General features: G+C 41.0%; 11 protein-coding genes. 5 read left to right on the forward strand and 6 right to left on the reverse strand.

The features are described 5' to 3' along the window. The first annotated feature begins 103 nt into the window (after positions 1 to 103). Positions 104 to 853, forward strand: coding sequence for a DeoR/GlpR family DNA-binding transcription regulator (locus HPE56_RS13380; RefSeq protein ID WP_188244258.1), 750 nt, complete (start codon positions 104 to 106; stop codon positions 851 to 853). Between the two features lie 5 nt (positions 854 to 858). Beyond that, complete coding sequence (locus HPE56_RS13385) at positions 859 to 1,671, forward strand: N-acetylmuramic acid 6-phosphate etherase (RefSeq protein WP_188244259.1); 813 nt, start codon at positions 859 to 861, stop codon at positions 1,669 to 1,671. Between the two features lie 5 nt (positions 1,672 to 1,676). Here the strand turns inward: HPE56_RS13385 and HPE56_RS13390 are convergent, their stop codons facing one another. Both HPE56_RS13390 and HPE56_RS13395 read right to left on the reverse strand, forming a co-directional pair. Further along, complete coding sequence (locus HPE56_RS13390; RefSeq protein ID WP_223170309.1) at positions 1,677 to 2,078, reverse strand: c-type cytochrome; 402 nt, start codon at positions 2,076 to 2,078, stop codon at positions 1,677 to 1,679. A gap of 7 nt (positions 2,079 to 2,085) precedes the next feature. Further along, complete coding sequence (locus tag HPE56_RS13395; RefSeq protein ID WP_188244260.1) at positions 2,086 to 3,207, reverse strand: PQQ-dependent sugar dehydrogenase; 1,122 nt, start codon at positions 3,205 to 3,207, stop codon at positions 2,086 to 2,088. A gap of 142 nt (positions 3,208 to 3,349) precedes the next feature. On the opposite strand from HPE56_RS13395, the gene HPE56_RS13400 reads away from it, so the two are divergent. From HPE56_RS13400 to HPE56_RS13410, 3 genes are all read left to right on the forward strand, one after another. Further along, positions 3,350 to 11,932 carry a T9SS type B sorting domain-containing protein gene (locus tag HPE56_RS13400; protein ID WP_188244261.1) on the forward strand — a complete coding sequence of 2,861 codons (8,583 nt, stop codon included), beginning with the start codon at positions 3,350 to 3,352 and terminating at the stop codon, positions 11,930 to 11,932. Positions 11,933 to 12,213: 281 nt separating this feature from the next. Then, entirely contained in the window at positions 12,214 to 13,941 is a 1,728-nt protein-coding gene (locus HPE56_RS13405; RefSeq protein ID WP_188244262.1) for a glycoside hydrolase family 9 protein, read from the forward strand. A 7-nt stretch (positions 13,942 to 13,948) separates the two neighbouring features. Beyond that, positions 13,949 to 15,457: a sulfatase family protein gene (locus HPE56_RS13410; protein ID WP_188244263.1), complete on the forward strand. Its 1,509-nt coding sequence runs from the start codon at positions 13,949 to 13,951 to the stop codon at positions 15,455 to 15,457. A gap of 145 nt (positions 15,458 to 15,602) precedes the next feature. Here the strand turns inward: HPE56_RS13410 and HPE56_RS13415 are convergent, their stop codons facing one another. From HPE56_RS13415 to HPE56_RS13430, 4 genes are all read right to left on the reverse strand, one after another. Then, entirely contained in the window at positions 15,603 to 18,932 is a 3,330-nt protein-coding gene (locus tag HPE56_RS13415) for a VCBS repeat-containing protein (RefSeq protein ID WP_188244264.1), read from the reverse strand. A 248-nt stretch (positions 18,933 to 19,180) separates the two neighbouring features. Further along, positions 19,181 to 20,788 carry a fasciclin domain-containing protein gene (locus HPE56_RS13420; RefSeq protein WP_188244265.1) on the reverse strand — a complete coding sequence of 536 codons (1,608 nt, stop codon included), beginning with the start codon at positions 20,786 to 20,788 and terminating at the stop codon, positions 19,181 to 19,183. A 37-nt stretch (positions 20,789 to 20,825) separates the two neighbouring features. Next, positions 20,826 to 22,517 (reverse strand): RagB/SusD family nutrient uptake outer membrane protein, encoded by a 1,692-nt coding sequence (locus HPE56_RS13425; RefSeq protein WP_188244266.1) that lies wholly within the window; start codon positions 22,515 to 22,517, stop codon positions 20,826 to 20,828. 10 nt (positions 22,518 to 22,527) lie between these two features. Beyond that, entirely contained in the window at positions 22,528 to 25,716 is a 3,189-nt protein-coding gene (locus HPE56_RS13430; RefSeq protein WP_223170310.1) for a SusC/RagA family TonB-linked outer membrane protein, read from the reverse strand. Between the last annotated feature and the right edge of the window lie 310 nt (positions 25,717 to 26,026).

The following is a 26,026-nucleotide window of genomic DNA, read 5'->3' on the forward strand; positions in this document are numbered from 1 at the left end:
GACTTTGTGCTGCAAAATTTTACATATTGAATTAGTCTTTGTGAAAACGGTATAAAACGGCAATGAATAGTTTTCTTATCTTTGCGGAATTAAGTACAAAAATATGTTGAAAGAAGAACGTCATCAGGCAATATTGTCCCAAGTTGAATTGCATAATCGGGTCTTACTTACCGATATAGCTGAAAAGTTGGATGTTTCTATAGATACGGCACGAAGGGATGTTAAAGAATTGGATCAAGTGAATAAATTGCGGAAAGTCCATGGCGGGGCCATTTCCCTTGGATTCACAACCAATAGTACCAGGAACAATAACATCTACGCGCTTCCCCAAAAAATAACCATAGCGGAAAAGGCAGCTTCCTTGATTAAGAATGAAGGGGTTATCTTCATCGATGGTGGTACCACTTGTATGGAATTGGCCCGTATAATTCCGCCAGAATTGAAATTGACCTGTTTTACCTTGAGTTTACCTGTGGCCATGGAATTGAATACCAAACCCAATGTGGATGTTATTTTCATTGGGGGGAAGATTTCTAAGGATGCGCAGATTGCTATAGGGGCGAACGCTACCCATGCTTTATCGGAAATCAGGGTTGATTACGGTTTTATAGGAACGGGTTATGTTGATGCCATTGAGGGTTTAACCGATTTTGATTGGGATGTGGTACAATTGAAAAAGGCTGTGATAAAGGCCTCCAAAAAAACGATACTTTTGAGCATATCCCAAAAGTTGAATTCGAGACATCGTTATAAAACTTGTGATATGAATGCAATCGATACAATGATTACTGAGTTATCACCGGATGATGACAAATTAAAACTTTTTAGAAATAACCAAGTACACCTTATTTGATACTTATGGAATATAAGAAAATTACCGAAACACCTTCTAATTATGATCGTTTAGAGGAGATGAGCACTTCCTCGATACTTGAGAAGATCAATAACGAGGACAAAAAAGTGGCCTACGCAGTGGAAGCTGTTATTCCGCAGGTCACAAAACTGGTCGACGCATTGGCGGAACGATTTGATAAAGGGGGGCGCTTGTTTTACATAGGGGCTGGGACCAGTGGAAGACTGGGAATCTTGGATGCCTCCGAAATACCCCCAACTTTTGGTATGCCGCATGAACGGGTAATTGGATTGATTGCTGGTGGGGATATAGCCATAAGAAAGGCCGTTGAAAATGCGGAGGATGATATAGATCAAGCGTGGTTGGATTTACAAAAATATGGTGTTAATGAGCACGATGTGATTGTTGGTATTGCCGCATCAGGTACCACACCTTATGTCATCGGTGGTTTAAACGCAGCTAAAAAGAATGGCTTGCTTACCGCAGGGATTACGAATAATCCGGGATCCCCATTGGCTGTTGTTGCGGATATTCCCATCGAGGTTAATGTAGGGGCTGAATTTGTAACCGGTAGTACACGTATGAAAAGTGGTACTTCCCAGAAACTGGTTTTGAATATGATAACCACCGCCCTTATGATTAAGATAGGTCGTGTAAAGGGTAATAAAATGGTGAATATGCAATTGACCAATACCAAACTGGTAGACCGGGGTACAAGATATTTGGTAGAAGATCTGGGCATCGATTATGATGCAGCGGAAATGTTACTTAAAAAACATGGTTCTGTCAAAAAGGCCCTTGATGCCGAAAGATCATAACGGGATTATTCGGAAATAGCAGCTACCTCTTCAACGGTTACGGGATCGTTCGAGGAATTGCCCCATGAATTCAAAATATAATTCATGACATCGGCGATTTCCCCATCGTCCAATCCCATTGGGGCCATTGCACTGCTATAAGTAATACCGTTTACGATCATTTCGCCTTCATTACCGTATTTTACCCCTTTGATACTTGCTGTTCTATTTTTTATTAAATAGTCGGATTTAGCCAATGGGGGGAAAGCAAAGGGAACCCCTTCACCACTAGGCAAATGACAGGTGATACAGAAATCATCGTATATGGCACTTCCCCTTTGAATGCTGGATAGTAATTCGGGATTCTGCCCCATTGCATTGGCTGCACCCAAAAGCAGGGGCAAGAATAATAGGATTGTTTTCTTCATTTTGCAGTTACGATTTAGGAATTAGCCTATAAATGCCTTTTCCCTCAATGGCGACATATATCAAGCCATCCGGTCCTTGACGCACATCACGGACCCTCCCCATGTTTTCCAGTAACTTTTCGCGATTCGTGACTTTTGTTCCGTCCAAGGTCAAGCGTTCCAAATATTGAAAAGATAACGAACCTACCAATAAACTACCTTTCCAGCCCTTGTATTTGTCGGAGGTCACAAAGGCCATTCCACTTGGTGCTATTGATGGAACCCAATAGTGAATGGGCTGTTCCATGCCTTCCATTTCGGTTTTGTCGGTAATGGGAGTTCCACTATAATTGATACCATAGGTTATAATAGGCCAACCATAATTCGCGCCTTTCTTGATAATATTGATTTCATCACCACCGCGAGGGCCATGTTCGTGATCCCATATAGCTCCTGTTTCCGGGTTTTTTACCAATCCTTGGGGGTTTCGATGTCCGTAACTATAAATTGCTGTTTTTGCATTTTCCTCACCCATGAATGGGTTGTCTTCAGGAATACTGCCATCATCATTCAGTCTGTAGATTTTCCCTCCGTCCCGGGTGATGTCCTGCGGATTTTCATCCCGGGCACCACGTTCCCCAATGGAGAAATATAGGTATCCATCATTATCAAATGCAATACGGGAACCAAAATGTTGCCCTTTTGTAGTGTTTGGACTGGCTTTGTATAGTAATTCGTTGTCATACAATGAGTTGTCTTTTAATCTGGCACGCATCAAGGCAGTATGTCCTCCTTTTTCATTTCCTTCTTCAGAGGCATAGGTGATATATATCCAACCGTTGTCCTGATAGTTCGGATGTAAGAAAACGTCCATTAATCCTCCTTGGCCTCTTGCATACACTTTGGGTGTATTGGCTATAGTTGCTTTTTTTCCATCTTTAAAATGGATTAGGCTTCCTGATTTTTCGGTAATCAACATACTCCCATCAGGAAGAAACGCCATTGCCCATGGAATTTGTAGTCCGTCTACCAGCAGTTCTTCGGAAAAAGGAATATCGCTGGGTGTATTTGCTTTATTTTCAGCATCCTGGGCGCATGAGTAATTTAGCGTTACAACGAATAAATAGAGATATACTATACTATATTTCATAATTTGACGTTAAAATTAAATATTATATGAAAGCCACCTTTGGCCTAAAGATAAATAGAAATATATAAGTTTAAATAAATACGCTAAAGAATATACTTTAATCCCCAATTCAAGGATATTCTTGCCAAAACTGACTTAACCTATGTTCCCAAAAAGCCCACGGCATATTTTATATGCGCTATTGTTGTTGCTGTTTTCTGCAGTTTGTACATCGGCTATCGCCAATTATGACCACAAGGTGTTGGCCGGGATTTCTGAAGCCTTTGAAGAAGCTGTCTCTATTGAAGATTCCAGTTCCAAGACCAGAATCGCGGAAAATTATAATGCTCCAGCTCCATTGGAACATCAAAATAAGGCAAGTACCTCGGCACCCTTGCCTATGTTCATGACTATCATTCAAGGCGCCGATCTAGAGGTGAACTGTACGAATGACGGTAGTACCATTGCACGATTCAATCTTTGTGGGGATTCCGATGATAGGGTAGTTTCCTTGTCCGGCGGCCCTTATAGTTCAGTTTCTTGGGAAAAGTTGGGGGGCGCGTGTAGCGCGGATATCAATGAAAATTGTCCGGAAACGAGTAATTCGTGTTATACCCAAGTCGGTATCGCACAGAATTTCACTATTGACGCAAGTACCATTTCCTCTACAACTGGAGGAGAGTTTAGGGTGCGGGTCAATGGTTCAGGTCCATACTATTATTTCAAGGTAAAGAAAAGTACGATTACGCAGACCTATGTAAAACAAGATAATATCTGTGGGGTGCCTGGAAGAATCCAAATTACGAATCTTTCAAGTGCTTATGAGTTCAGTATCGATAACGGTAGTGGTTTTGGCCCATGGCAAGGTCCGATTTTCAATGATTTGGCGCCAGGAACTTATATTGTAAAGGCAAGATTACAGAACACACCCAATACCTGTGAGTACCCTTATGAACCCATAACCATAGAGCAGTTGGATATTGCCATAGACGTTACTTTTACCGATGCCCTTTGTAGTGGGGATACAGGTACAATTACAGTAACGGCGAACAATGTTCCCGGTCCATACAAATATACTTTGTTGGATAGCAGTGGTGTTGCACAGGAATTTACGGCATTTATATCCGATAACCCCTATACTTTTTCAGCTGTGGGATTTGGCACGTATACCGTACAGGTCGAAACACAACAATGTACAGGAGACCCATTGAATGGTATTGATCCGCCAAGGGAAAGTTTTGATACTAGTGGAAACCCTATAGTAATAGGTAACGGATTATCACCATTAGATGCCTCAACAGAGGTACACAGTAGTTTTGGATGCTCAACAATTACCGATGTAGATATTACAGTGAATACTTCAGGTGGTTCTGCCCCTTATACTTTTACGGTCAATGGGGGTTCATCACAACCTTCTTATACAGCTACTACAACGTATACGGCTACTAGTCCAGGTTCTTATGATTTCTTGATTACGGATAGTAATGGTTGTACCATTTCCGCCTCGGCGAATGTTGAAAACCTTTTACCACCGGTAGTTACGGCAACGGGACTAGATGGAACATGCTCCAATGGAGGAGCAAAAATAATCTTTAATGTTACCGATGCACGTGGATATAACCTTAGTTATAGGGTCAATAGTGGAGATCCATGGGAGACAACCCCTGAGATTTCAGTCCCTGCGACAACATCAGGCACCTTATATGACCAAATAGAAGTGCGTTATCAACAAGGTGGATTCGAATGTACCTTGCCTTTGGCCGATGTTACGGTATCAAGTGTTGGTGTTATTTCAGGTTCAGCGACCAAGATAACAGACCGTACTTGTGATGGTAGCGGGGGAACCAATGGAGGTCAGATCGACTTTGTGGGACCTTTCACCGGAGGCTCTGGAAGTGGATATGTCTTTAGTATCGACGGATTGAATTTTACAGGAACCACCTCATATACGAATCTCGCACCAGGAACGTACACGCCAATTATTAAGGACGGTGGCGGATGTCGATTGGAGCTGACCCCTATCACTATTTTAGATGTTGATCCTCCTTCCGATCTCGTTTTTGTACAAAGTAATATCAATTGTACTGCAGGAACTTCTGATGTAACATTGACAGCAACTGCGAATGCTGCAATTGCTCAATATGTTGTTCTTAGTCCTACCCCTGGTTTCGATACTGATGGGGATGCCACCAATGATGTGATTACAGGATTAAGTACCAATACTTCCTATATATTTCAGATAACCGATGTTAATGGTTGTACCTATACAGAAGGCTTTACGCCAGCCCAAATCAGTTCTATACGGGCAAGGGTTAAATCTGGGGGGGATTTGAATGTTTGTAATGGAGCCACAGATGGTACAGGAACTTTTTTAATCGATGGTTTTGCGAATAACTATACGTGGGAAATCAATGGTGGTTTATACTCCGGTGGCCCACAGAGCGATTTGGAAGTAGTTTTACCTCCTTCTGGTGCTGGCACCTATACAATTACGGTAACGGATGCCGATACGGGATGTACAGATACAAACTCATTCGATATACAGGAAGCCACACCGATTGATTTAAGTACCAGTGTGGTAACCCCTATGACCTGTGCCAATGGTAATTTAGGTCGGGTTGTTGCCAACGCTACAGGGGGCTGGGGAACCTATAGGTATACCTTGCTTTATCCTGATGGAAGTACTACCGTAGGTCCTAAGTCAGGTAGAACATTTAGTAATCTCAGTCAAGGAACTGATCCATTGGATCCTTCAGATGTATATACCTTAACCGTGGAAGATTCCGAAGGTTGTACAGACACCTTTTATTTTGATCTTGAACCTTTGGATGCTCCAACAATAAATCTAGATGCAGCTGCATCCGATTTTTGTTATGTGCCTGGGGTGGGGGCAACCGCAACCGTAACATCCACGGCCGGTACGGCACCATTGGGGAGTCATCAATATCGTATCAATAATGGAACACTCCAGGCAAGTCCGACATTCACGGATCTAACCCCTGGAAATTATATAATTGAGGTTGTTGACGGTAATAATTGTAGTGATGATTTATCCATTACCATTGAGCCACAGTTACGTGTTTCTACAAGTATTGAAACTGAAATTCCATGTGGGGGAACTCCAGGACAAATTCGTGTGCGTGTAAATGGAGGTTATTTCTCGGGACCGGGAACCAAACAATATCAAGTAAGTTCTGACAATGGGGCTACTTGGAGTGGGTTGACCACCTTTACATCGAATAATTTTTTATATGATACGACGGTTGACGGCAATTATATTTTCCGCATTTTTGATGAAAACATGACCAATAGTGCTTGCTCTGCGGAGTCCGCAGCAATTTATTTGGCGCCACCGGCCTCTTTGGATCCACCAACAATTGAAGTTTTTGATGTAAGTTGTGGTGCTACCGACAATGGTAGGGTGATCATTACCCCGGATGCGACCAGTGGGGTCCCACCTTATAAAATTAGAATAAATGGAACGGATTATGGTTATCAAACTTCGTTTTCCAATCTTTCTGCAGGTATATATACCGTTGAAATAGAGGATGACAGAGGTTGTTTGTATACCGGACCCTTTACAATTAATACCAGTATTACGCCAACACCGGATGCCAATATTTCTGAAATACCCGCTACCTGCTCGCTAAGTGCGGTCAGTGGCGGTATTCTCATAAACAGTGTTACTGACGGTACAGAGAATTTCAGTTTTATCATTGAGGATAGCTTTGGTAATTTTATCACAAGAAAGGATGATGTAGCTCGATCTTCCTTACCTTACTCGATAACCGATTCAGGTTTAGTGCCAGGGGAATACAGGGTAATTACCTTGGATGCCAATGGTTGTATGGATGAGGATCAAATAACTATTACGCAGCCAAATATAACTGTTGTTCCTGATCCTGTTCCGCTACCAGTATGTTCAATAACTGGTTTTAGTAATACTGTTGAAATTTTTGGAGGTACAGGTCCTTTCTTAATCCGATTGGTTGATGATCCAAATCCTCCTGTTTCTCCAAACCCTGGGCCGAGAAGACATACATTTTCGGGGTTACAATATGGTGTGACCTATACCGTTGAGGTGACCGATACGCAAGGGGATCCGGATCCTGCAAACTGGTGTGTTTATTTTGAAGAAATACCACCGGTCGAGGGGCCTTCTCCTTTGGATGTCAGCACTAGCTCTATTCCAGCGGGGTGTTATCCCAGTACAGATGGGGAAATTATATATTCTATTACTGGATTTACCATTGGTGATGTATTACAAATTGATTTGTTAAACGACCAGGATGGTTCGCTAACGCCATTGGAGACTGCTACGACTACTGCAATTCCACATACAGGAAATGTTTACGCCCCTGAAGGTGACTATCAGATTATAGTTACGAACTTAACAGATCAATGTACCGATGCAGCAGTAGCAACAATTGAGCAAAACCTACCCGCTATAGATATACTAAATACGACCCCTGCGAATTGTAATGCCGATGGGTCGATTACCGTACAAGGTAGGGGAGGTGATGGAGGTCCGTATACTTTTGCATATATGCCACAGGGAAATCCGCCAAGTGCTGGGGATTATGTCTCCGAAACGACTTTCTTTGGACCAGATGGGGACTATGATGTTTATGTCTTGGATGATAGTGGCTGTAGCTCTTTTGCGATTGCCAGTATTATACCTATTGATGATGCTCCTGTTATTAGTACAACGGTAATAAACCAATGTGATTATACATCCACAGCTTTCGATATAACAGTAAGTGTCCCATTTACGGTAGATACACCTCTATTTACCTTAGGAGGGGACGAACAATATGGGGTTCTGAACGGTGCAGGGACTTTATACGAATATACTTATGTGGTTTCTACACCTGGAGATTATGCAATAGAGGTTGTCGATGCCAATGGATGTATTGGAACTGCTACGGCCCATGTCTACGAATTTTTGTCGGCTTCAGGAAGTTTTACGACCGCAACTACCTGTAACGATGCCGATGGGCAGATAACCATACAAACCACGGGTGGTAGTGGTGATTTTACCTTTGAGCTTACCGGTACCGACTATAACTCCAATGCAGTTACAACAACACAAACTTCTAATGTGTTTACGGGATTGTACCCAGGGGATTATTCTGTTCATGTAGTGGATAACATTATGTACGATGGTACAAAATTCTGTGATTTCACCATATCCAATATTCATTTAGATGCAGCTGTTACTCCTGTGATATTACCTACTACACCACATGATGTTACTTGTTATGGGGATAATGACGGTAGTATCGATATTGTTTTACAAGCTGGAACTGACGTCGATGGACCTATAACTTATCAGTTGGTAGACTTTGCCACTAGGGTTCCAGTAGCACCCAACAATAATTCTGGGTCTTTTACGAATTTAGGGCCAGGTAATTATGAGGTTGAGGTAACTTCCGCAAGAAATTGTGTTGCTTATTCAGGGGAATTGATAATTGATGAACCAGATGATTTTGCCATTACGGCAAGTGCACCACCCTTCGCTTGTGAAAATGGAGCCAACCGATATAGTTCAACAACGATTACAGTAACCGTAGATCCCTCTAACCCGGGAACGGTAGGGAGTGGATATCAATTTAGTATTACAGGTTATTCGGATTACCAATCATCAAATACCTTTGAAATCGTTGATAATGGTTCACCTCAAAGTATCACGGTTTATGCTATCGATGGTAATGGTTGTCAAACTTATTTCGACTTACCCCAATTGGATACACCTGATGATATCACTTCAACCATTATCGAAGTGGATGCCTTAAACTGTAAGGATGATGAGCGGGTGCGTATCCAAGTATCGGGTACCACTGATTTCACGGTTTCTGCCGTATCAGTAGCACCAGTAACACCACAGACAAATATATCCGGTAATGATTATGTGGATATGTACTTGCCTGCTGCTGGGGACTATATTTTCGAAGTCACTGACAATATTGGAGGATGTACCTACCCCATGCCTGTACATACGGTTGTTGAACCTATTAGTCCAACAGTCGTAATCAGTGAAGCTAAAGCGGTAACTTGTTTTAATCCTGGAAATGATGGAGAATTATCTATAACGGTTACCGATTATGTCGGAGCCTATACGTACAATGTTTATAGTAATAATGATCCTGGAAAAACCACTGTTTTGGCTACGGGTAGTTTTGACACGGCCAATAATCCTGAAACCATAACCGGTTTAACAGGGGGTAATTTCTTTGTGGAGGTCATCTCGGATGGAATTCCGTTCTGTTCGAGCGATAGTAATTCAGCCACGATCAGAACACCAAATGGGGAATTACAGGTCAATGCCATTGAAGTAGGGAATACCGGATGTAATGATAATACAGGAAAGATTGAGGCGAATGGTCAAGGAGGATGGGATGGTTCTGCCTATGAATATCGACTATTGGTCAGTTCAGATGGAGGGGCAACCTATGCCACGGAAGTTGTACCTTTCTCAACAACCGCTACATTTGAAAACTTACCAAATGGTGATTACCAAGTAGAAATCAGGGATGTAGAAGGTTGTACGGATACTTTCGAATTGAATTTGGCCCCCGTACCGCAGATTGATGCCGGTATTCGGGAACCCCTTTCTTTACAATGTCCCGGTGGTAATAATGCTGTTTTGGAAGCTTATGATCCTACCTCAGGAGATGCTACAACAGCAGTTGCCGGGGCAACAGGAGGATATCCAGGCGCGGGGTACAACTATCGATTATTGTATTTGAACAGTAACGATAATACCGATATCGCTGCGACCAGTGGGTTGCAGAATACCCCTACCTTTATTGGTGCCACAGGTGGTTTTATCAGTGAGGGATGGTATGCGATAGAGGTGTCCTCAAGTTTCGATTGTTTGTTCGTCACTGATCCTTATTACGTGGATCCACCTCCAGCAGTGCAACCGAGATTGGTTCAAACCAGGGTACCAGGATGTGGAGGTATGGGTGAAATACGGTTGACCATCGAGAATCCCGACCCATTATTTACATATGAGTACATGGCCATTGAAAATGGCGTCGCTATTGGCACGTTTGTCGATATGACGGGGACTTCGGAATTGTTCCCTGGTGTTGCCGGGATTACGTATCAATTTGATGTAAGAAAGAAAAATGCGTTGAATGTGTGTCCGGCTGTTACCTCGAATGGTATCACCATGACCGATGCAACAGGAATAACCTTATTACCTAACCTGCCGGATGACATTTCATGTGCTTCTGAACTCGATGGTAGGATAGAATCGTTTATTAACGGTGGTGTGGGGGATAACCAATTCTATCTATACGCAGGGGACCCAGTTGACGCCTTTAGTCCGTCAGCGACCGCAACCCTTGTTAGAGGTCCACAAGACCATGGGACTTTCGAAGGTTTGGATGCTGGAACCGATTATTATATAACCGTTACGAGTGGGGCCACATGTAGTGATATTGCAGGGCCTTTTGAAATTGTACGACCACAGCCCATATTGTTCAATGCGACCCCGATTCCGGTTAGTTGTTTTGGAGAAGAGGATGGAGGCGTAACGATTGAGGTTACTAGTGGGGGTGTTGGCCTTATACAGTTTGCCATAGAACCTAATTTCAATGAATTCTTTAGTGACCCGTCAAATCCAGGAAGTTATACGTTTGATGAATTGGCTGCAGGGGATTATGAAATCTTGATTCAGGATGAAAATGGATGCTTCGAAAAGCAGACCCTTACCGTAATAGAACCTGCAGTGGTCAGTATTGATGATGTTGCTACGACCCCTGAAACATGTATCGGTTTTGCTGATGGTACTGCACAGCTAACCGTGTCTGGAGGTACGCCTTTTGTAGACCCCATAACCATGGTGTCCTATTATGAGACCATGTTGGTAGGTCCTGATTCGGATGGCAGTGAAGTCTTCGTTCGCAACGATGATTTAACTTTCAATGGTCTCGAAGGAGGCGAAACATACATCGTATTTGTCCAGGATGCACACATGTGTGGTACCGATGCACTGATCCCAATAGAAATCGGGGTTGATTTAACCGCTGAAGCTATTGTGCAATATGGTTGTGAAGGCATATTCCCAAATAGTACGGTATCTGTTGAAATGCAAGAAAGAAATCTGTTGCCTAATCTATTGTTCTCATTGGATGTCGATGACATAAACTTGGCCGATACCCAGACCACTTGGGGCGACCTGCCTGCTGGTGACCATACGGTATATATCTATCATGAAAATGGTTGTACCAGTTTTGAGGAGTTTACCATTGAAAATTATGAACCATTAACCTTAAGTGCCATAAAAACAGGTCCGAATGAGTTGGTGGCAACGGCCACGGGAGGCTTTGGAGGGTATGAGTATTTCTTCCAAGGGCAATCCTATGGTAGCGATAATATCTTTACAACCAATGAGAGTATGACGGTAACGGTCAGGGTGGTAGATCAAAATGGTTGTGTTGCTGAGGTAACGGTCCCATTTGAATTTACCGGTATGTTGGAGATCCCTAATTTCTTTACACCGGATGGAGATAATAAAAACGACGTTTGGGCACCCAAGAACCGCGAGTTCTTCCCGAATATCGAGGTTAAGATCTATGACCGTTATGGTAGGGTAGTGGCCGAACTCGATGCTGTAAGTAATTGGGATGGTAATTACGACGGTAAACCTGTGCCAACCGGAGATTATTGGTATGTGGTCAACGCCAATGATAAGAGCAAGATTCGTTATGTTGGTCACTTTACGCTATACCGTTAAAATCAAATAACATACTATTGAATTGAAAATGCCGATTTTTTTAATCGGCATTTTTGTTTTGTATTGAGAACTGGGTTAAAGGACTTATGGCAATATCCGGTTGGATTCCAGTAGGAACATATGTATTGCAAGAAGATTTTATTTTAAAAACAATCCATGATAAAATGGTTATATGGTCCATTTTGGAAAATGTGTAATTTTTAGTATTAAAGTGATAATATTTTGGAAAACAATCTGTAGGTTTTGTGGTAACTTCATGGCTATATTAAAATAGTTTTGAAATGAGATATTATAATTATCGATTTGTATGGATGCCATTACTTCTAATAGTTACATTATTAGGTTGTAAAGAAAAATTGCCCAACAATACAGGGAATTATACAGATCAAATTCGTTTAAACCAGATAGGGTATTATCCAAAGGCCATAAAAAGGGCTGTAATTGTCGATGCGGGTAATCTGGACAAATTCAGTTTGGTAGATACAAAGGCCGATAAAGTTGTTTATTCAGGAAATCTTACGGACACCCAAAATTGGGAATTAGCTGGCGAGAAAGTCCAAATTGCGGAATTCAGTGATGTTACCGCTGAAGGCGAATACGTTTTGTATGTTGAAGACCTAGGGTATTCCTATCCTTTCAAAATTAAGGAAAATGTGCTTCAGGATGTTTTTCTTGGGTCGATAAAAGGGATGTATTATCAAAGGGTCGGTATGCCTTTGGAGAAAAAGTATGCGGGAAAATGGCATAGACCCATGGCCCATCCTGATGATAGTGTTCCTTATCACCCTTCCAGCGGTAAAAGTAAGGGGTATATTTCTTCCACCAAAGGCTGGTACGATGCAGGGGATTATAATAAATATGTAGTCAACGGAAGTTTTCCTCTAGGTCAATTTTATATGCTTCAAGAGCAATACCCAGGGATTATTGCCGATAAAGCCTTGAACATCCCCGAAAGTGGTAATGGAAAAAGTGATTTATTGGATGAATTGAAATACGAAATGGATTGGCTTTTGACCATGCAGGATGATGACGGTGGATTGTTTCATAAATTAACCACTAAGAGTTTTGAAGGGATGGTAATGCCCAATAAGGCCACAAGCCAACGATATATTGTAGGGAAAGGCACTGCTGCTACGTTGGACTTTGCAGCCTGCGCGGCACAAGCGTATAGGATATTCAAAGAGGTTGACCCAAGTTATGCGGACCAATGTCTGGTTGCGGCAAAAAAGGCGTATAGTTGGGCTGTTGAAAATCCAGAAATAGAATTTTTAAACCCCGAGGATATATCTACAGGACAGTATGGGGACAAGGATTTTGAGGATGAATGGTTTTGGGCCAATGCGGAACTATATATATCGACTAATGAGCCTCTATATTTGGATACATTAAATGAAGGTTCTTTGGATTTTAAGTTTGCAAAAGGGGATAATTGGAGAAAGTTCATGAGATTCACAGGAATGTTCAGTTTGTTGAAAAATAAGGATGTGATTCCTGAAGCCTTATTTGAGACCCTTAAAAATGGTATTATCGCTAGTGCAGATGAATTAACCGCTAAGGCAGGGGAATTGGATTATTTTCAGCCCATCGATGATTTTCAATGGGGTTCTAATAGCGATGTTTTGAATGTGGCCATAATTATGGCCCAGGCCTATCGTTTAAATCCAAAATCGGAATATCTCAGTGGGGTACAACAATGTGTTGATTATATTTTCGGAAATAACGCTACAGGATATAGTTTCGTTACTGGATTCGGGGATAAGTACCCAATGCATATACATCATCGCCAAAGTGCGGCCGATGGAGTGGAAGAACCGGTGCCAGGGTTACTATCGGGAGGACCTAATTTCGGAAAGCAAGATGTAATTAATGGTGTTGTTTATCCCGAGAACGCCGCCCCAATGAAAAGTTGGGCCGATCAAGAACCTAGTTATGCAAGCAATGAGATTTGTTTAAATTGGAATGCTCCCTTAACCTACATCCTTGGCTTCTTGGAACAGGAATCAAAATAATCGATATATGAAAACAATTAGAACTTTAGTATTTACTTTGAGCTGTTTGGTTTTATTTGGGAATAGAGCCTATGCCAATTATGATTCTGATACTATAATTTCCCCGATAAAAAAGGTAAAAAAGAAGCCCAGGAATGTCATATTCATCCTAACCGATGATCATCGGTACGACTATATGGGCTTTACGGGTAAAGTACCATGGTTGGAAACCCCAAATATGGATAAATTGGCCTCCGAAGGGGCTTACTTGCCCAACACCTTTGTTACTACTTCATTATGTTCCCCAAGTAGGGCTTCCATTTTGACCGGACAATTTTCGCATTCCCACACCATTGTGGACAATCAGGCACCCGATCCGGGCAATCTTACCTATTTTCCACAATATCTGGAAAAGGCAGGTTACCAGACCTCCTTTTTTGGAAAATGGCATATGGGAGACCATGGTGATGAACCGCAACCGGGCTTTACCCATTGGGAGAGTTTTCGGGGGCAAGGGGTGTATTACAATCCTACCTTGAATATCAATGGTACCCGGGTTTCGTACAAAGACTCTACCTATATCACTGACTTACTAACCGAACATGCTGTGGATTGGTTGGATAAACGCGATAAAAAGAAACCATTCTTTATGTATTTGTCACATAAAGCCGTACATGCAGCCTTTAAACCCGCAAAAAGACATAAGGGAAGATATAAGGGAAAAAGAATAGAACTGCCTTCAACCTATGATCAAACCAAAACCGGAAAATACCGTGATTTAAAATGGCCCCAATGGGTCGCAAACCAACGTGTGAGTTGGCACGGGGTCGATTATATGTATCATGAAAACGATGGTATCTATGATATGGTCGTCGATTATTGTGAAACCTTGCTTGGGGTTGATGAGAGTATTGGAACGATTATGGATTATTTGAAAAAAGAAGGTTTGGATGAGTCTACCCTAGTAATTTATATGGGGGATAATGGATTTAGTTGGGGAGAACACGGCCTAATCGACAAAAGGCATTTTTATGAGGAATCGGTAAAAGTACCTTTATTGGTTCGGTGTCCTGAACTTTTTGAAGGTGGGAAAACGCCCAAACAAATGGTACAGAACATCGACATAGGACCTACGGTTTTAGCTGAAGCGGGAATAAATAAACCCGATAACATGCCAGGGGTCTCCTTCATACCTATCCTGACAGGGGATTCAAGTACTCCTTCCCGAAAGGAAGTGTTTTATGAGTATTACTGGGAATATGATTTTCCGATGACCCCTACCGTTTTTGGTATGCGCACAGATCGATACAAGTATATTAAGTACCAAGGTATTTGGGATCGTAATGAGTTGTATGACTTACAAAATGATCCCGATGAGATGTACAATTTAATAGCGGACCCGGACAAACAAGAAATAGCCAAGGAAATGTCAACGGCAATTTATGATTGGTTGGAAAGGACCAATGGGATGCATATACCCCTTAAACGCACGATTAAATATCGTTTTGGGGATTATAAGCATATGAATGAATATTGATGTTAGCATAGCGATATGGCACGTGTAGGGAAGACCTTGGTGCTTGTGTCCAACCCATTGATAAGTGATGCCATTGTAAAACAAAGAATCATCCAAGAGTTAATGACAACTCGATGGATGATTCTTTTGGTATTCCTGTAAAGGATCAATTTTTCTGAAAAACTTTTAACTTACCCCGATTTTGGGTAGCAATGATATAGGGATCCGTTCCATTGGCAGGTTGTATTGTAATCATATCCTTGGCATCTCCAGGAACCAGAAAACCGGATTCTTGGGTTTTGATCATTTCAAAACCACCTTTTCCATCCCCTTTAAGTAATCCTCCATTGAAGGCATCGAGTCGGCCGACAAAAACCTCATTCCCGAAATTATTACCGATAAGTAAAAGGTCGCTTTTGTCATCGTTATTGTAATCTGTGACCACCATACGGTTGATGGGGGCAATTTGAGCTTCCAAGGGTAATGGATGGCATTTAAATGTGCCATCACCCATATTTTCGAAATAACTGCTTTTGTCATAGTTGACCGTCAACTTCATAGCCTCGTTCAACTCTTCCGGGGTTAATAATTCTTCCTGTGTTGTTCTGGCATATTCCTTGTATGAATTGAATTTTGCCCTGAATAATGGACTTTGGCCATATAAGTCACCCCAAAAATTGATTGGAAACGACTTGTAGGTTTCGTCTTCGAAGTTGTTCTTGAAATAGGCGAACATTACGGGGTCTACAGTGCCATTATTGTCAAAATCCTTAGCGAGCAATGTAACGGGCCTTTCTTTGGAGGGATGATAGAAATTGTTGGCGCCAAGATTGCCTACGACAAGATCAAGGTCTCCATCCCCATCAAAATCGTGGGGTAAGAGACTTTCCCACCAACCATTTAGGCTGTCTAGACCTGTTTCTTTTAATTGGCGAAAGGAAGATCGTTCATTTTTTAAAATAGTGATGGGCATAAATTCACCGGTCAAGATCAAGTCACTAAGTCCGTCTTGATCCATATCGGCCCAGGTCGCATCGGTGATCATGCCCAAATGGCTTAAGGTAGGGCAGAAGGTCTCGGTAACATCCTTGAGCGTGCCATTGACATTCTTTAGAATAAAGCTCCTTTCTGCGGTTGGAAACTCGGCAAATGGCGTTCTACCACCTACAAAAAGGTCCACGTAACCATCACTGTCATAATCATGGGCTTTTACCACGGAGCCACTAGCCTTGATTTCGGGCATTTTATCCATGGCCAATGAAAAGTTTCCCTTTCCATCGTTAACCATTAATCGATCGTTATAAAAGTAACTTCCTTTTTTAAATTCGTTGCTTCCTGAAACCAGATAAAGGTCTAAGTCACCATCATTATCTAGGTCGAAAAGGGCCATCCCTTCTTCCTCATATTTTTTATCCCTTACTTCGGTAAAAAGTGGGGTTTTTGTAAAGGAACCGTTTTTTTGCTGTAAAAAGATTTCCGGGGAGTATCCTGAGGCGCTTCCCACAATGAAATCCTCTGTGCCATCCCCATTTAAATCACCGGCCACCAAGCAAGGTCCGTTTTGGGTCAATTTATGCGGTAGGATCCGTTGTACATTGTAATCGACCATATCCTTTTCTTCATGTACATAATCAATTCCGATGCTATCGGTAATGTCATTATAGATGGGTTTTATTTTTTTGGGAACAAAAGGGAATGCAATTTCATTGGGGTTTACCAGCGTTGCGTTCTTATGGTCCAGGGTAATGGTTTGATTGCCTTGAACATCGGTTAATTTTTGAAATTTACCATCGGGCCAAATGATTTCAAGGGATTTTACACTATCGGCGGATCCCAGACCATAGTGTGCAATATCCTGTACCGAGGACATGTAGCCCCTGTTTAAATGGTGCTCGTAATATTGAAGGGTACTGTCTTGGAACCGAATGGCAATTTTCGCCCCGATACCTGATGTATTGTTATTAGGACCTTGTACATCCACTTTTAAATAGTTGTGGGTAGTATCAGGATTTTTGTCCAGGGTGTTTTCAAAAAGGAAGGCTTCGTCGTTTATGTTATTCACTACATAATCCATATCCCCATCATCATCCAAATCAGCGAATACCGCTCCATTGGAAAAAGAGGGAATGTTCAAGCCCCATTCTTTTCCTACATCGGCAAACAGTCCGTTTCGATTGTTTTTATAGGCGTAGTTGGGTATTTTCACTTTAGGGATAGAATCCAGGATTTGCATGGGTTTTAGGTAACGTCGCACATTGAATTCGAATTCCCCAAAGTCAAGATCGGTAATATCACGTGGAAATCCGTTGGTAATCAATAAGTCCCTATAACCATCATTGTCCATATCCACAAAAAGGGGAGACCAGCTCCAATCGGTTTTCGAAATCCCGGCCATAAGTCCTATTTCTTGAAAAGGAATCCCAACCCCTTGACCAGTCTGTAGCATATTTCTCATGTATTGGTATTCATAGCCGAACTTTTCGTTTAAGACATAGTCATTATATTTAGTGGACCGGATCGTTGTTTTTAGCCGATAATTATTTTCACCCAACATATCCAAGGTTAGAATATCCAAAAACCCATCATTGTTATAGTCCGAAATATCATTACCCATAGAGAATCTGCCTTGATGCTTAAGGAGTTCGTCAATTTTGTTGGAAAAGGTGCCATCACCGTTATTGAGATAAAGAACATCATTGGTGAGATAGTCATTACTGACATATATATCGGGCCAGCCGTCATAATTCAAATCGGCAATAGCGAGTCCAAGACCATAACCTTCAATGGTAATCCCGGCCTCAAGGGTTACATCGGTAAAGGTGTTGTTGCCATTATTATGGTATAACCTATCGTTGCTCAATGCGGAACCATCTGTAATTTTGATCCTATAGTTGGAAGGTAGTTTGTGGATATCAGTGTTGTTGAGCACATATAGGTCTAAAAATCCATCCTTGTCATAATCGAAAAATGTGGCGTTCATGCTGTTGCCGGTATCGGCTATCCCATACGCTTTGGCCATTTCCTTAAAGGTGGGGATTCCGTTTTCATTCAGGCCCTGATTCACGAAAAGTAAATTTGCCATTTCCGAGGAGCTAGGGAACATGGCTGCACAGACATAGATATCCAAGAAACCATCATTGTTGATGTCGATCAGGGAAACTCCCGTTTTCCACTTATTAAGAGCTTCAATACCACTTTCTGTTGAAACATCCTTGAATTTAAAATCGCCTTGGTTCAGATAAAGTTTGTTGGCTACTTGGTTTCCGGTGAAAAATAGATCTTGTTTATTGTCATTATTGAAATCACCTACGGCCACACCACCTCCATTGAAGATGTATTCGGATGTTAGGATGTTAAAGCTATCGGTCTCGACGATTTTATTGTTGAAGGTTATTCCGGAATGATCCGATGAAACTTTTGAGAACAGGGTGTTATCTTTTTTCTGGCAAGAAATTACTGCTGTCAGGACAAGTAAAAGCAAAGTGATTTTTTTCATTTTTAATTAAAAGGTTTTTAAGGACTGAGTGGATAAAGACCAGATAAAGGAATTTGATAGTATCTTGAAGAATTTACAATTCTTTCAATTCACAGGAAAGGTAAAAAATAGATATCGATATTTAAAATTAAAATATAATCATGTTTTATTTTCTTAGGCTCACGAATAAAAAAACCACCCCGCAGCAAAAGTGCGGGGTGGTTTAGTATTTACGACTTTAAAAAAACGTCAGCACAATACAATTTCTATTATTCCATAGATTCTATGAAATCAATAGCACTCTTAGGTAGTAATACCTTATCAATAATATGAGCTACACCATTACGTGCTAAGACATCAGGAGTGGTTATATTAGCGTTTACGTCATTGGTGGCATCGCCGATAACAAAATTATCCGTTCCAACAACACTAATGATTTCAATATCCTTTTCAGAAGCAGTGGTTGCCACTCCGGCCTCTAAATCCTCACTTACTACTTTTCCGGCCAATACATGATATAGAAGAATTTCAGAAAGAAGTGCTAGCTCTTCTTCAGTATCAAAACTTGCTATGCTAGTGTAATCAGGCCCTAAAGCGTTAAATAAATCTTCAAAAGCAGCATCTGTAGGGGCAAAGACGGTTGCTGGTCTATAATAAGTGAAATTGGTAGCCTCATCATCCTGAACATTTGTCATATCAACAAAGGCGCCGGCCAAATCAGTAGCAATCAAAGCTTCTTCCAATACGCTCAATTGAGGGGCACCAGTTACAGTAGTTGCCAAATCGTCAGAATCTAATAAGGTCGAAAAGTCCAATGCCGCTTGCGGTAAAAGAACTTTGTCTATTATATCAACAGCACCGTTTTTAGCATCTATATCGGCAGTAATTGTATTTGCAATATCAGCTGTGGCATCTCCAAATGCAAATCCACCAACTGCAGTAGTTACATCAACAAAGTTTTCATCTAAAAGCGTTGTTGCCGGACCTACTGTTAAATCGATAGAGTCATCTACAGGTGGTAACACATGATATAAAAGGATTTCACCTAGCAAAGCGATTTCTACTTCATTGTCAAAATCATCAAGACTATTGTAATCATCTCCTAGTGTTTCAAGAAGATCGGCGAAAGCTTGATTGTTCGGAGCTAGAACTCTTGCGGTATCCAATGCTGCAATGGCATCTGTCAAACCAGCTTTTTCAATAGAACTTGCCAATAGGCTAAGATCGTCGGTTCCTGTGGCCCAATCTATAATAGTTGGTCGAATATCAAAATCCAAAGCATCAATGGCAGCCTGTGGTAGAAGAACTTTGTCTATAAAGTGAACAATACCATTTTCTGCATATCCGTCTGATTGAACAATCGTTGACACGGGACTCGTTTCTGGTAACTTTGTGGCATCCAATAATTGAATATCTCCATCTTCTGAAATTATAACAGAAATTTCATCTCCTAAAACAGTGGTTAATGTTGCTCCATCTGAAAGCGACGCTGCTTCCATAGAACCTGCAACTACGTGATAAGTCAATATCTGTGAAAGTAGCGCTGGGTCAATACTCGCTAATAAGGCTTCACTGGCCGAAACATCATCTGTGGATTCAAAACCCAGTGACTCTGCCAAGTTAGCAAATGCAGTGTTATTAGGGGCGAATACAGTGAACGGGCCTGTGCCTTCCAAGGTTCCGGGAAGGTCACCGGTGGCTATTTTAAGAGCTGCTTCCAAAGACGTTGAACTTCCGCTAGCACTAATTCTGGTATGGACTGTGCCCGGGCCGATAATTGCGCTTCCGGGGGAATCGATGTCATCGTCATCACAGGAGTTCAGTCCCAATAATGCGAACATCGAAAATATAATACCTATAGTTCGAATTTTATTCATATCTATATTTTTTAATATTTAATTGCTTGAGTTTTTATTAATAACCAGAATTTTGTTCTAAAATACCACCACTTAAATCAATTGCGGTAACAGGAATTGGGAACAAATTATGAAAATCTGAATAGGTTTTCACTTCTTCTCCGAAAGGAATGATTGTTCGTCCTTCGTTTTCAGCGTATTCGGTCATAACTTGTACATAGTTACCCCATCTTCTAAGATCAAATAAACGATGGCCTTCCATACCTAATTCCAAACGACGTTCAAAACGGACTGCTTTTCTGGCATAAGAAGCATTTGGGAACGAAGTATAAAGGTTAATCTCATAGTTGGCTGCATCATCACCAGAATCATCAACTGCCTTCATATAATTAGAGCTTTTTGCTCTAGCACGTACTCTATTTACATATTGTAAAGCTAGATCAAGGTCAGGACTACTTTTTTCTACTGCAGCTTCCGCGGCCATTAATAAAACATCGGCAAAACGCATGATATGATAATTTACCCCTGAAAGTTGTTCACCCCATGAACCTGTAGAAATATTACCTGTTTCACCTACCCAATATACATTTTTCTTAGGAAGATAGGTCCCTGAGATATCACTATTTTCCGCTCTAATCCAATCATTACCAGGATGCTCACCATAGCCATTGTAATCAATGCCTCTTCGGCCTACAGTATAATCCGCTCTTGGGTCCAAAGGTCCCTCAAATGGAGTGAAATCCTCACTAGAGGCAATTCCGAAATCACTATTAACATCAGTCTGATTGTAGGTATCCAATAATGGTAATCCACTATTGGTTTGAAATGCATTCAACAAATCTTGGGTTGGTGAATAAAAACCACAACAAGAACCAAAAGGCCCTGGGTTAGGAAAATTCAGAGCGCCTTTAACATTAGCGTTATATGATTGGCCATCATCGGTAGTAAACTGTATGGCAAAAATAGATTCTACGCTATTGTCCCCTGCCAATCTGAAATTGTCTACATAATCTGGTAAAAGATCATAAGGTCCACTAGTAACCACCTCATTCAATAAGGTAAAAGCAGTATCCCAATCAGATTGGTATAAATGGGCTTTGCCCATAAATGCCTTCGCAGTCCAAGATGTTGGTTTACCTACCTGTGCTTGAGTTGCAGGCAAGTTATCAATAGCAAATTGAAAATCAGTTTCAATTTGTTCCCAAATATCACTGGTGTTTGGCTGGTTGAATTCAGTTGCCGCATAATTTTCTTCAGAGATGTAAGGAACTTTGCCCCACATTTTCTGAAGTTCAAAATTATAATGACCCCTTAAAAAACGGGCTTCTGCCAATTGGCTAGAAAAATCACCTTCTTCTATGGTTTCAATTAAAGCAATGACGGCATTGGCTCTGTTGATGCCAGCGAAAATGGCTCCCCATTTCCCATAGAAATAAGAACTACCTGTAGCCCATGTCATAGTTTCTAGGTTATAGAGTTCTTGTTGATCACCGTCAGTACTTCCCTTATGGGCATCATCGGATAATACATCCATAACCCAGTTGTCACCGGACATAGACCATCCTTCTCCAAATTCATTGGCCCGAACCCCATCTATTGCAGAATAGGCTCCAACGAGCATTAAATCAACTCCGGTTTCATTCTTAAGTGATTCATCACTTAGTGCCCCTATTGCGGGTGACTCAGTGAATTCGTCACTACATGCTAATATAGCAAATAGCATTATTAAATAAGTTACTGTTCTTTTCATCTTTTTTTTTTTAAAATTTAATATTAGCACCCAAAGTAAATACCCTTGAAGCAGGATATACCCTACCATCAATACCCAAACTTAAGTTGGCACTTTCTCCACTACCTATATCGGATACAATTTCGGGATCGAAACCTTCATAATCCGTTATAGTAAATAAATTGGTGGCCTGGATGTATAATCTCAAAGATTTCATACCAATTTTGTCAGAAACGGTTTTGGGTAATGTATACCCAATTTGGGTGTTCTTTAATCGTAAATATGAACCGTCTTCAACAAAATATGAATTTGGCTGACCTTCATTATTGACAACTGATGTTGATAATGCAGGTAGTGACGCATTCGTGTTGGTAGGTGTCCAAGAATCCATGACCCTAGTACTTCTATTACCATTCACGAATGAAGGAAAATCAGTATAAAACTTATTAAAGTTGTAAATCTCATTCCCTTGAGATCCATTAAAGAAAAGAGAAATGTCAAATCCTTTGTAAGCCGATGTCAAGTTAATACCGTAAGTAAAATCAGGGTGGGGCGAACCTATATTGGTCCTATCATCATCATCAACAGTACCATCACCATTTACATCAGCATACTCATATCTTCCTTCATCGGTAAATCCAACTACTTTACGACCATAGAAAAAGGACAATGGCTCACCAACCTCAGTTCTGGTAGCGTTTTGGCCTCTTAGGGCTTCACCAGTTCCAGTAACAGGAGCTCCATCAATTAAACTAGTGACTTCATTTTTGTAATGGGATAGGTTCGCTGTAATTCCGTATGACCAACCTGAGGCGGTCTCGTCATGATAACCCAACACTAAATCAAAACCAGTATTTTTTATGTTCCCTAAGTTTACGTAAGGGGCACTGGCGTCAATCGCAGTAGAACTAATTGCACTAAAATCCTGGGTAATTAAATCCTGGGTCGAAATATGAAAATATTCCGCTTCAAAAGTCAATTTGTTTTCTAACATACCTAACTCTATACCAAAGTTTGTGGTTTCACTGGTTTCCCATTTTAAATCAGTATTCCCTACTTGGCTTAAAATAGCACCTGTTGCAATACTGCTTCCACTCAAGGAATAATTTGCATACTGATCACTTAAGTTAGAGATATTTGCAGTAGGATTATCTACAGGTAAAGATTGGTTACCTAATTTACCCCAAGACCCTTTAAACTTTAATCTATTGACAAAAGAATTTTGTGGATAAAAATCTTCATCACTGACTAACCAGCCTCCACTGAAAGAAGGGAAAATATCGCTTTGGTTATCCCCTATAAACCTGGAAGATTTATCATTACGTATGGTAGCAGAGAGGAAATATTTATTCTTGAAAGAATAATTTGCCGTACCGAATACGGAAAACAAGGTATTGTAACCATCATAAGCATAATTTACACTTGGAGCTGCAGTACCGTTACTCAATAGATAAAAATCAGGATCTTCAAATAAGTATCCGGAACGGTTTATCTGTTTGCCTTTACCGGAACCCTTAAGAGCTTCAACACCTAGTAAGGCATTAACCGTATGGTCTCCGAAAGATTTGTTGTAATTTAAAGTATTCGTCCAAATCCAGTTGTAGTTGGTTTGATCTTGTTCTGAAAGAGATCTTGAGGATATCGGTTCACTATGTTCAGGGTCCAAGGCAGTAAAAGACCTGGAATCAAAAGTATTGAAACCGCCTGCCAGAGTTGTTTTAAAGGTCAACTCATCCAGAATGTTATAGGATAAATACATATCACCTATTACAGCATATCGCTTATTGTAATTATCCCTGGCTCTATAATTTAAGGCAATCGGATTTCTACCATTACCCAAACCTGGGGCAGCAGAACCGGCAAATTCTCCTTCGTCGTCATAAACAGGAACTAAAGGGGACATTCTCAAGGCCATTTGCATGGCCTCATTATTTCCTGTTCTTGTATTCGAATAGGAAACATTAAGGTGTTCCCCTATTTTAAGGCGTTTCCCTATTTTGAATTCAGAATTCAATCGTGTACTAACTCTACTGAATCCTGTTTCATTAATAATACCATCACTGTCCAAATAACCAACAGACATGAAGTATTTACCGGATTCCGTTCCGTTAGCAACGGATACTGACATATTTGAAATAGCTGCGGTACGGGTAAGTTCGTCGATCCAATCAGTACCACCTGGCTGTACTGTGGCATTCAATGCCCCAACAGGATAATAAACAATTGGGTCATAAGATTGTACTCTAGTATACCCTATGATAGAGGTAGGGACAACAGGATTTCTACCATTGCCATATTGGGCGTGCGAAGGAATAGCACCATCATTAAGTTGACTTTGGAAAATCATATCACCATGCTGTTGTGTGCTTAGCAAATCCGGAGCATTTGTAATTTGAGAAAAACCTGTATACATATCAACAGAGATTTCGGCAGAGTCCATATTGTAACCACCACCTTTGGTGGTAATAATTACAACCCCGTTCGATGCCCTTGCCCCATAAATGGCCGCGGCGCCATCCTTAAGAACGTTCATCTGATCGATATCGGAAGGGTTTATGTTGTTCAAGAAACTGGCATCATCTGTCTGTACACCATCTATAATATACAGCGGGTCAGTATTGTTGGCAGTTCCGAATCCTCGAATATTAATTTTAGGTGCAGCACCTGGAGTGTTGTTGTTTACAACGGTAACACCAGAAGCTCTACCTTGTAAGGCTTCAGCGGCGTTGGTTGTAGGTGCTTTTAAAGCTTCATCCATATCAACAGAAGCAACAGATCCGGTGATGTCCCCTCTTGTTTGGGTGCCATAACCTATTACAACCACCTCTTCGAGTAAGCTTGCATCTTCAGCCAAGATTACATTGATTGTTTCATTGCCATCCAAAGCAATTTCCTGTGTATGATAACCAATATAGCTGATGACCAAAACGGCATCGCTGTCAGCCTCAAGTGTGAAATTACCGTCAAAATCGGTTTGGGTACCCTGGGTCGTCCCTTTAATGACGATACTTGCACCAGGTAAGGGTCCTGATGCATCAGAGACCGTTCCCGTAATAATTGATTGAAAAGAACTTTCCACATCAACCTTCAATAATGATGTTTCAGAATTTGCCAGAGCCATTTGGGCACTTAGGCAAATCATGAACGATAAAAGCCCAATTCCAAAAGAAGTAAACCTTCCTTTGGGCTTTAACGATTTGTAATCGTGTTTTTGATTCATAGTAACTGTTGTTTGTTAGTTTAATTAAAAATTCAAGTAGATAAAAAAAGCGTAATTTTTTGACACCATATTTATGTAGTACGCAAAATATTATGCTAATATTAACAAATTTATAGGAAGGATGGTAATATATCATGTCGTATTTTGTCAAATGATGGTATTATATATTTTGTTAAATTTAACATAAACCATCATCTGGAATGTTCTCACTAAAACGTTTTCGTAATGTTTGTAGGGCCTTAGAGACAAAAGGTGTGGTTATTTCACGGAAATTATCCCCATTTGACAAAAGAAAAGGTGTCTTTTAAAT

It is taken from the genome of Maribacter aquimaris, from assembly GCF_014596745.1.
In the GTDB taxonomy this organism is placed as follows: domain Bacteria; phylum Bacteroidota; class Bacteroidia; order Flavobacteriales; family Flavobacteriaceae; genus Maribacter_A; species Maribacter_A aquimaris.

What these genes read in the sequence shown, in the direction of transcription:
- HPE56_RS13380 (WP_188244258.1), top strand. Translation starts at nt 104, where the DNA reads ATGTTGAAAGAAGAACGTCATCAGGCAATATTGTCCCAAGTTGAATTG.
- HPE56_RS13385 (WP_188244259.1), top strand. Translation starts at nt 859, where the DNA reads ATGGAATATAAGAAAATTACCGAAACACCTTCTAATTATGATCGTTTA.
- HPE56_RS13390 (WP_223170309.1), bottom strand. Translation starts at nt 2,078, where the DNA reads ATGAAGAAAACAATCCTATTATTCTTGCCCCTGCTTTTGGGTGCAGCC.
- HPE56_RS13395 (WP_188244260.1), bottom strand. Translation starts at nt 3,207, where the DNA reads ATGAAATATAGTATAGTATATCTCTATTTATTCGTTGTAACGCTAAAT.
- HPE56_RS13400 (WP_188244261.1), top strand. Translation starts at nt 3,350, where the DNA reads ATGTTCCCAAAAAGCCCACGGCATATTTTATATGCGCTATTGTTGTTG.
- HPE56_RS13405 (WP_188244262.1), top strand. Translation starts at nt 12,214, where the DNA reads ATGAGATATTATAATTATCGATTTGTATGGATGCCATTACTTCTAATA.
- HPE56_RS13410 (WP_188244263.1), top strand. Translation starts at nt 13,949, where the DNA reads ATGAAAACAATTAGAACTTTAGTATTTACTTTGAGCTGTTTGGTTTTA.
- HPE56_RS13415 (WP_188244264.1), bottom strand. Translation starts at nt 18,932, where the DNA reads ATGAAAAAAATCACTTTGCTTTTACTTGTCCTGACAGCAGTAATTTCT.
- HPE56_RS13420 (WP_188244265.1), bottom strand. Translation starts at nt 20,788, where the DNA reads ATGAATAAAATTCGAACTATAGGTATTATATTTTCGATGTTCGCATTA.
- HPE56_RS13425 (WP_188244266.1), bottom strand. Translation starts at nt 22,517, where the DNA reads ATGAAAAGAACAGTAACTTATTTAATAATGCTATTTGCTATATTAGCA.
- HPE56_RS13430 (WP_223170310.1), bottom strand. Translation starts at nt 25,716, where the DNA reads ATGAATCAAAAACACGATTACAAATCGTTAAAGCCCAAAGGAAGGTTT.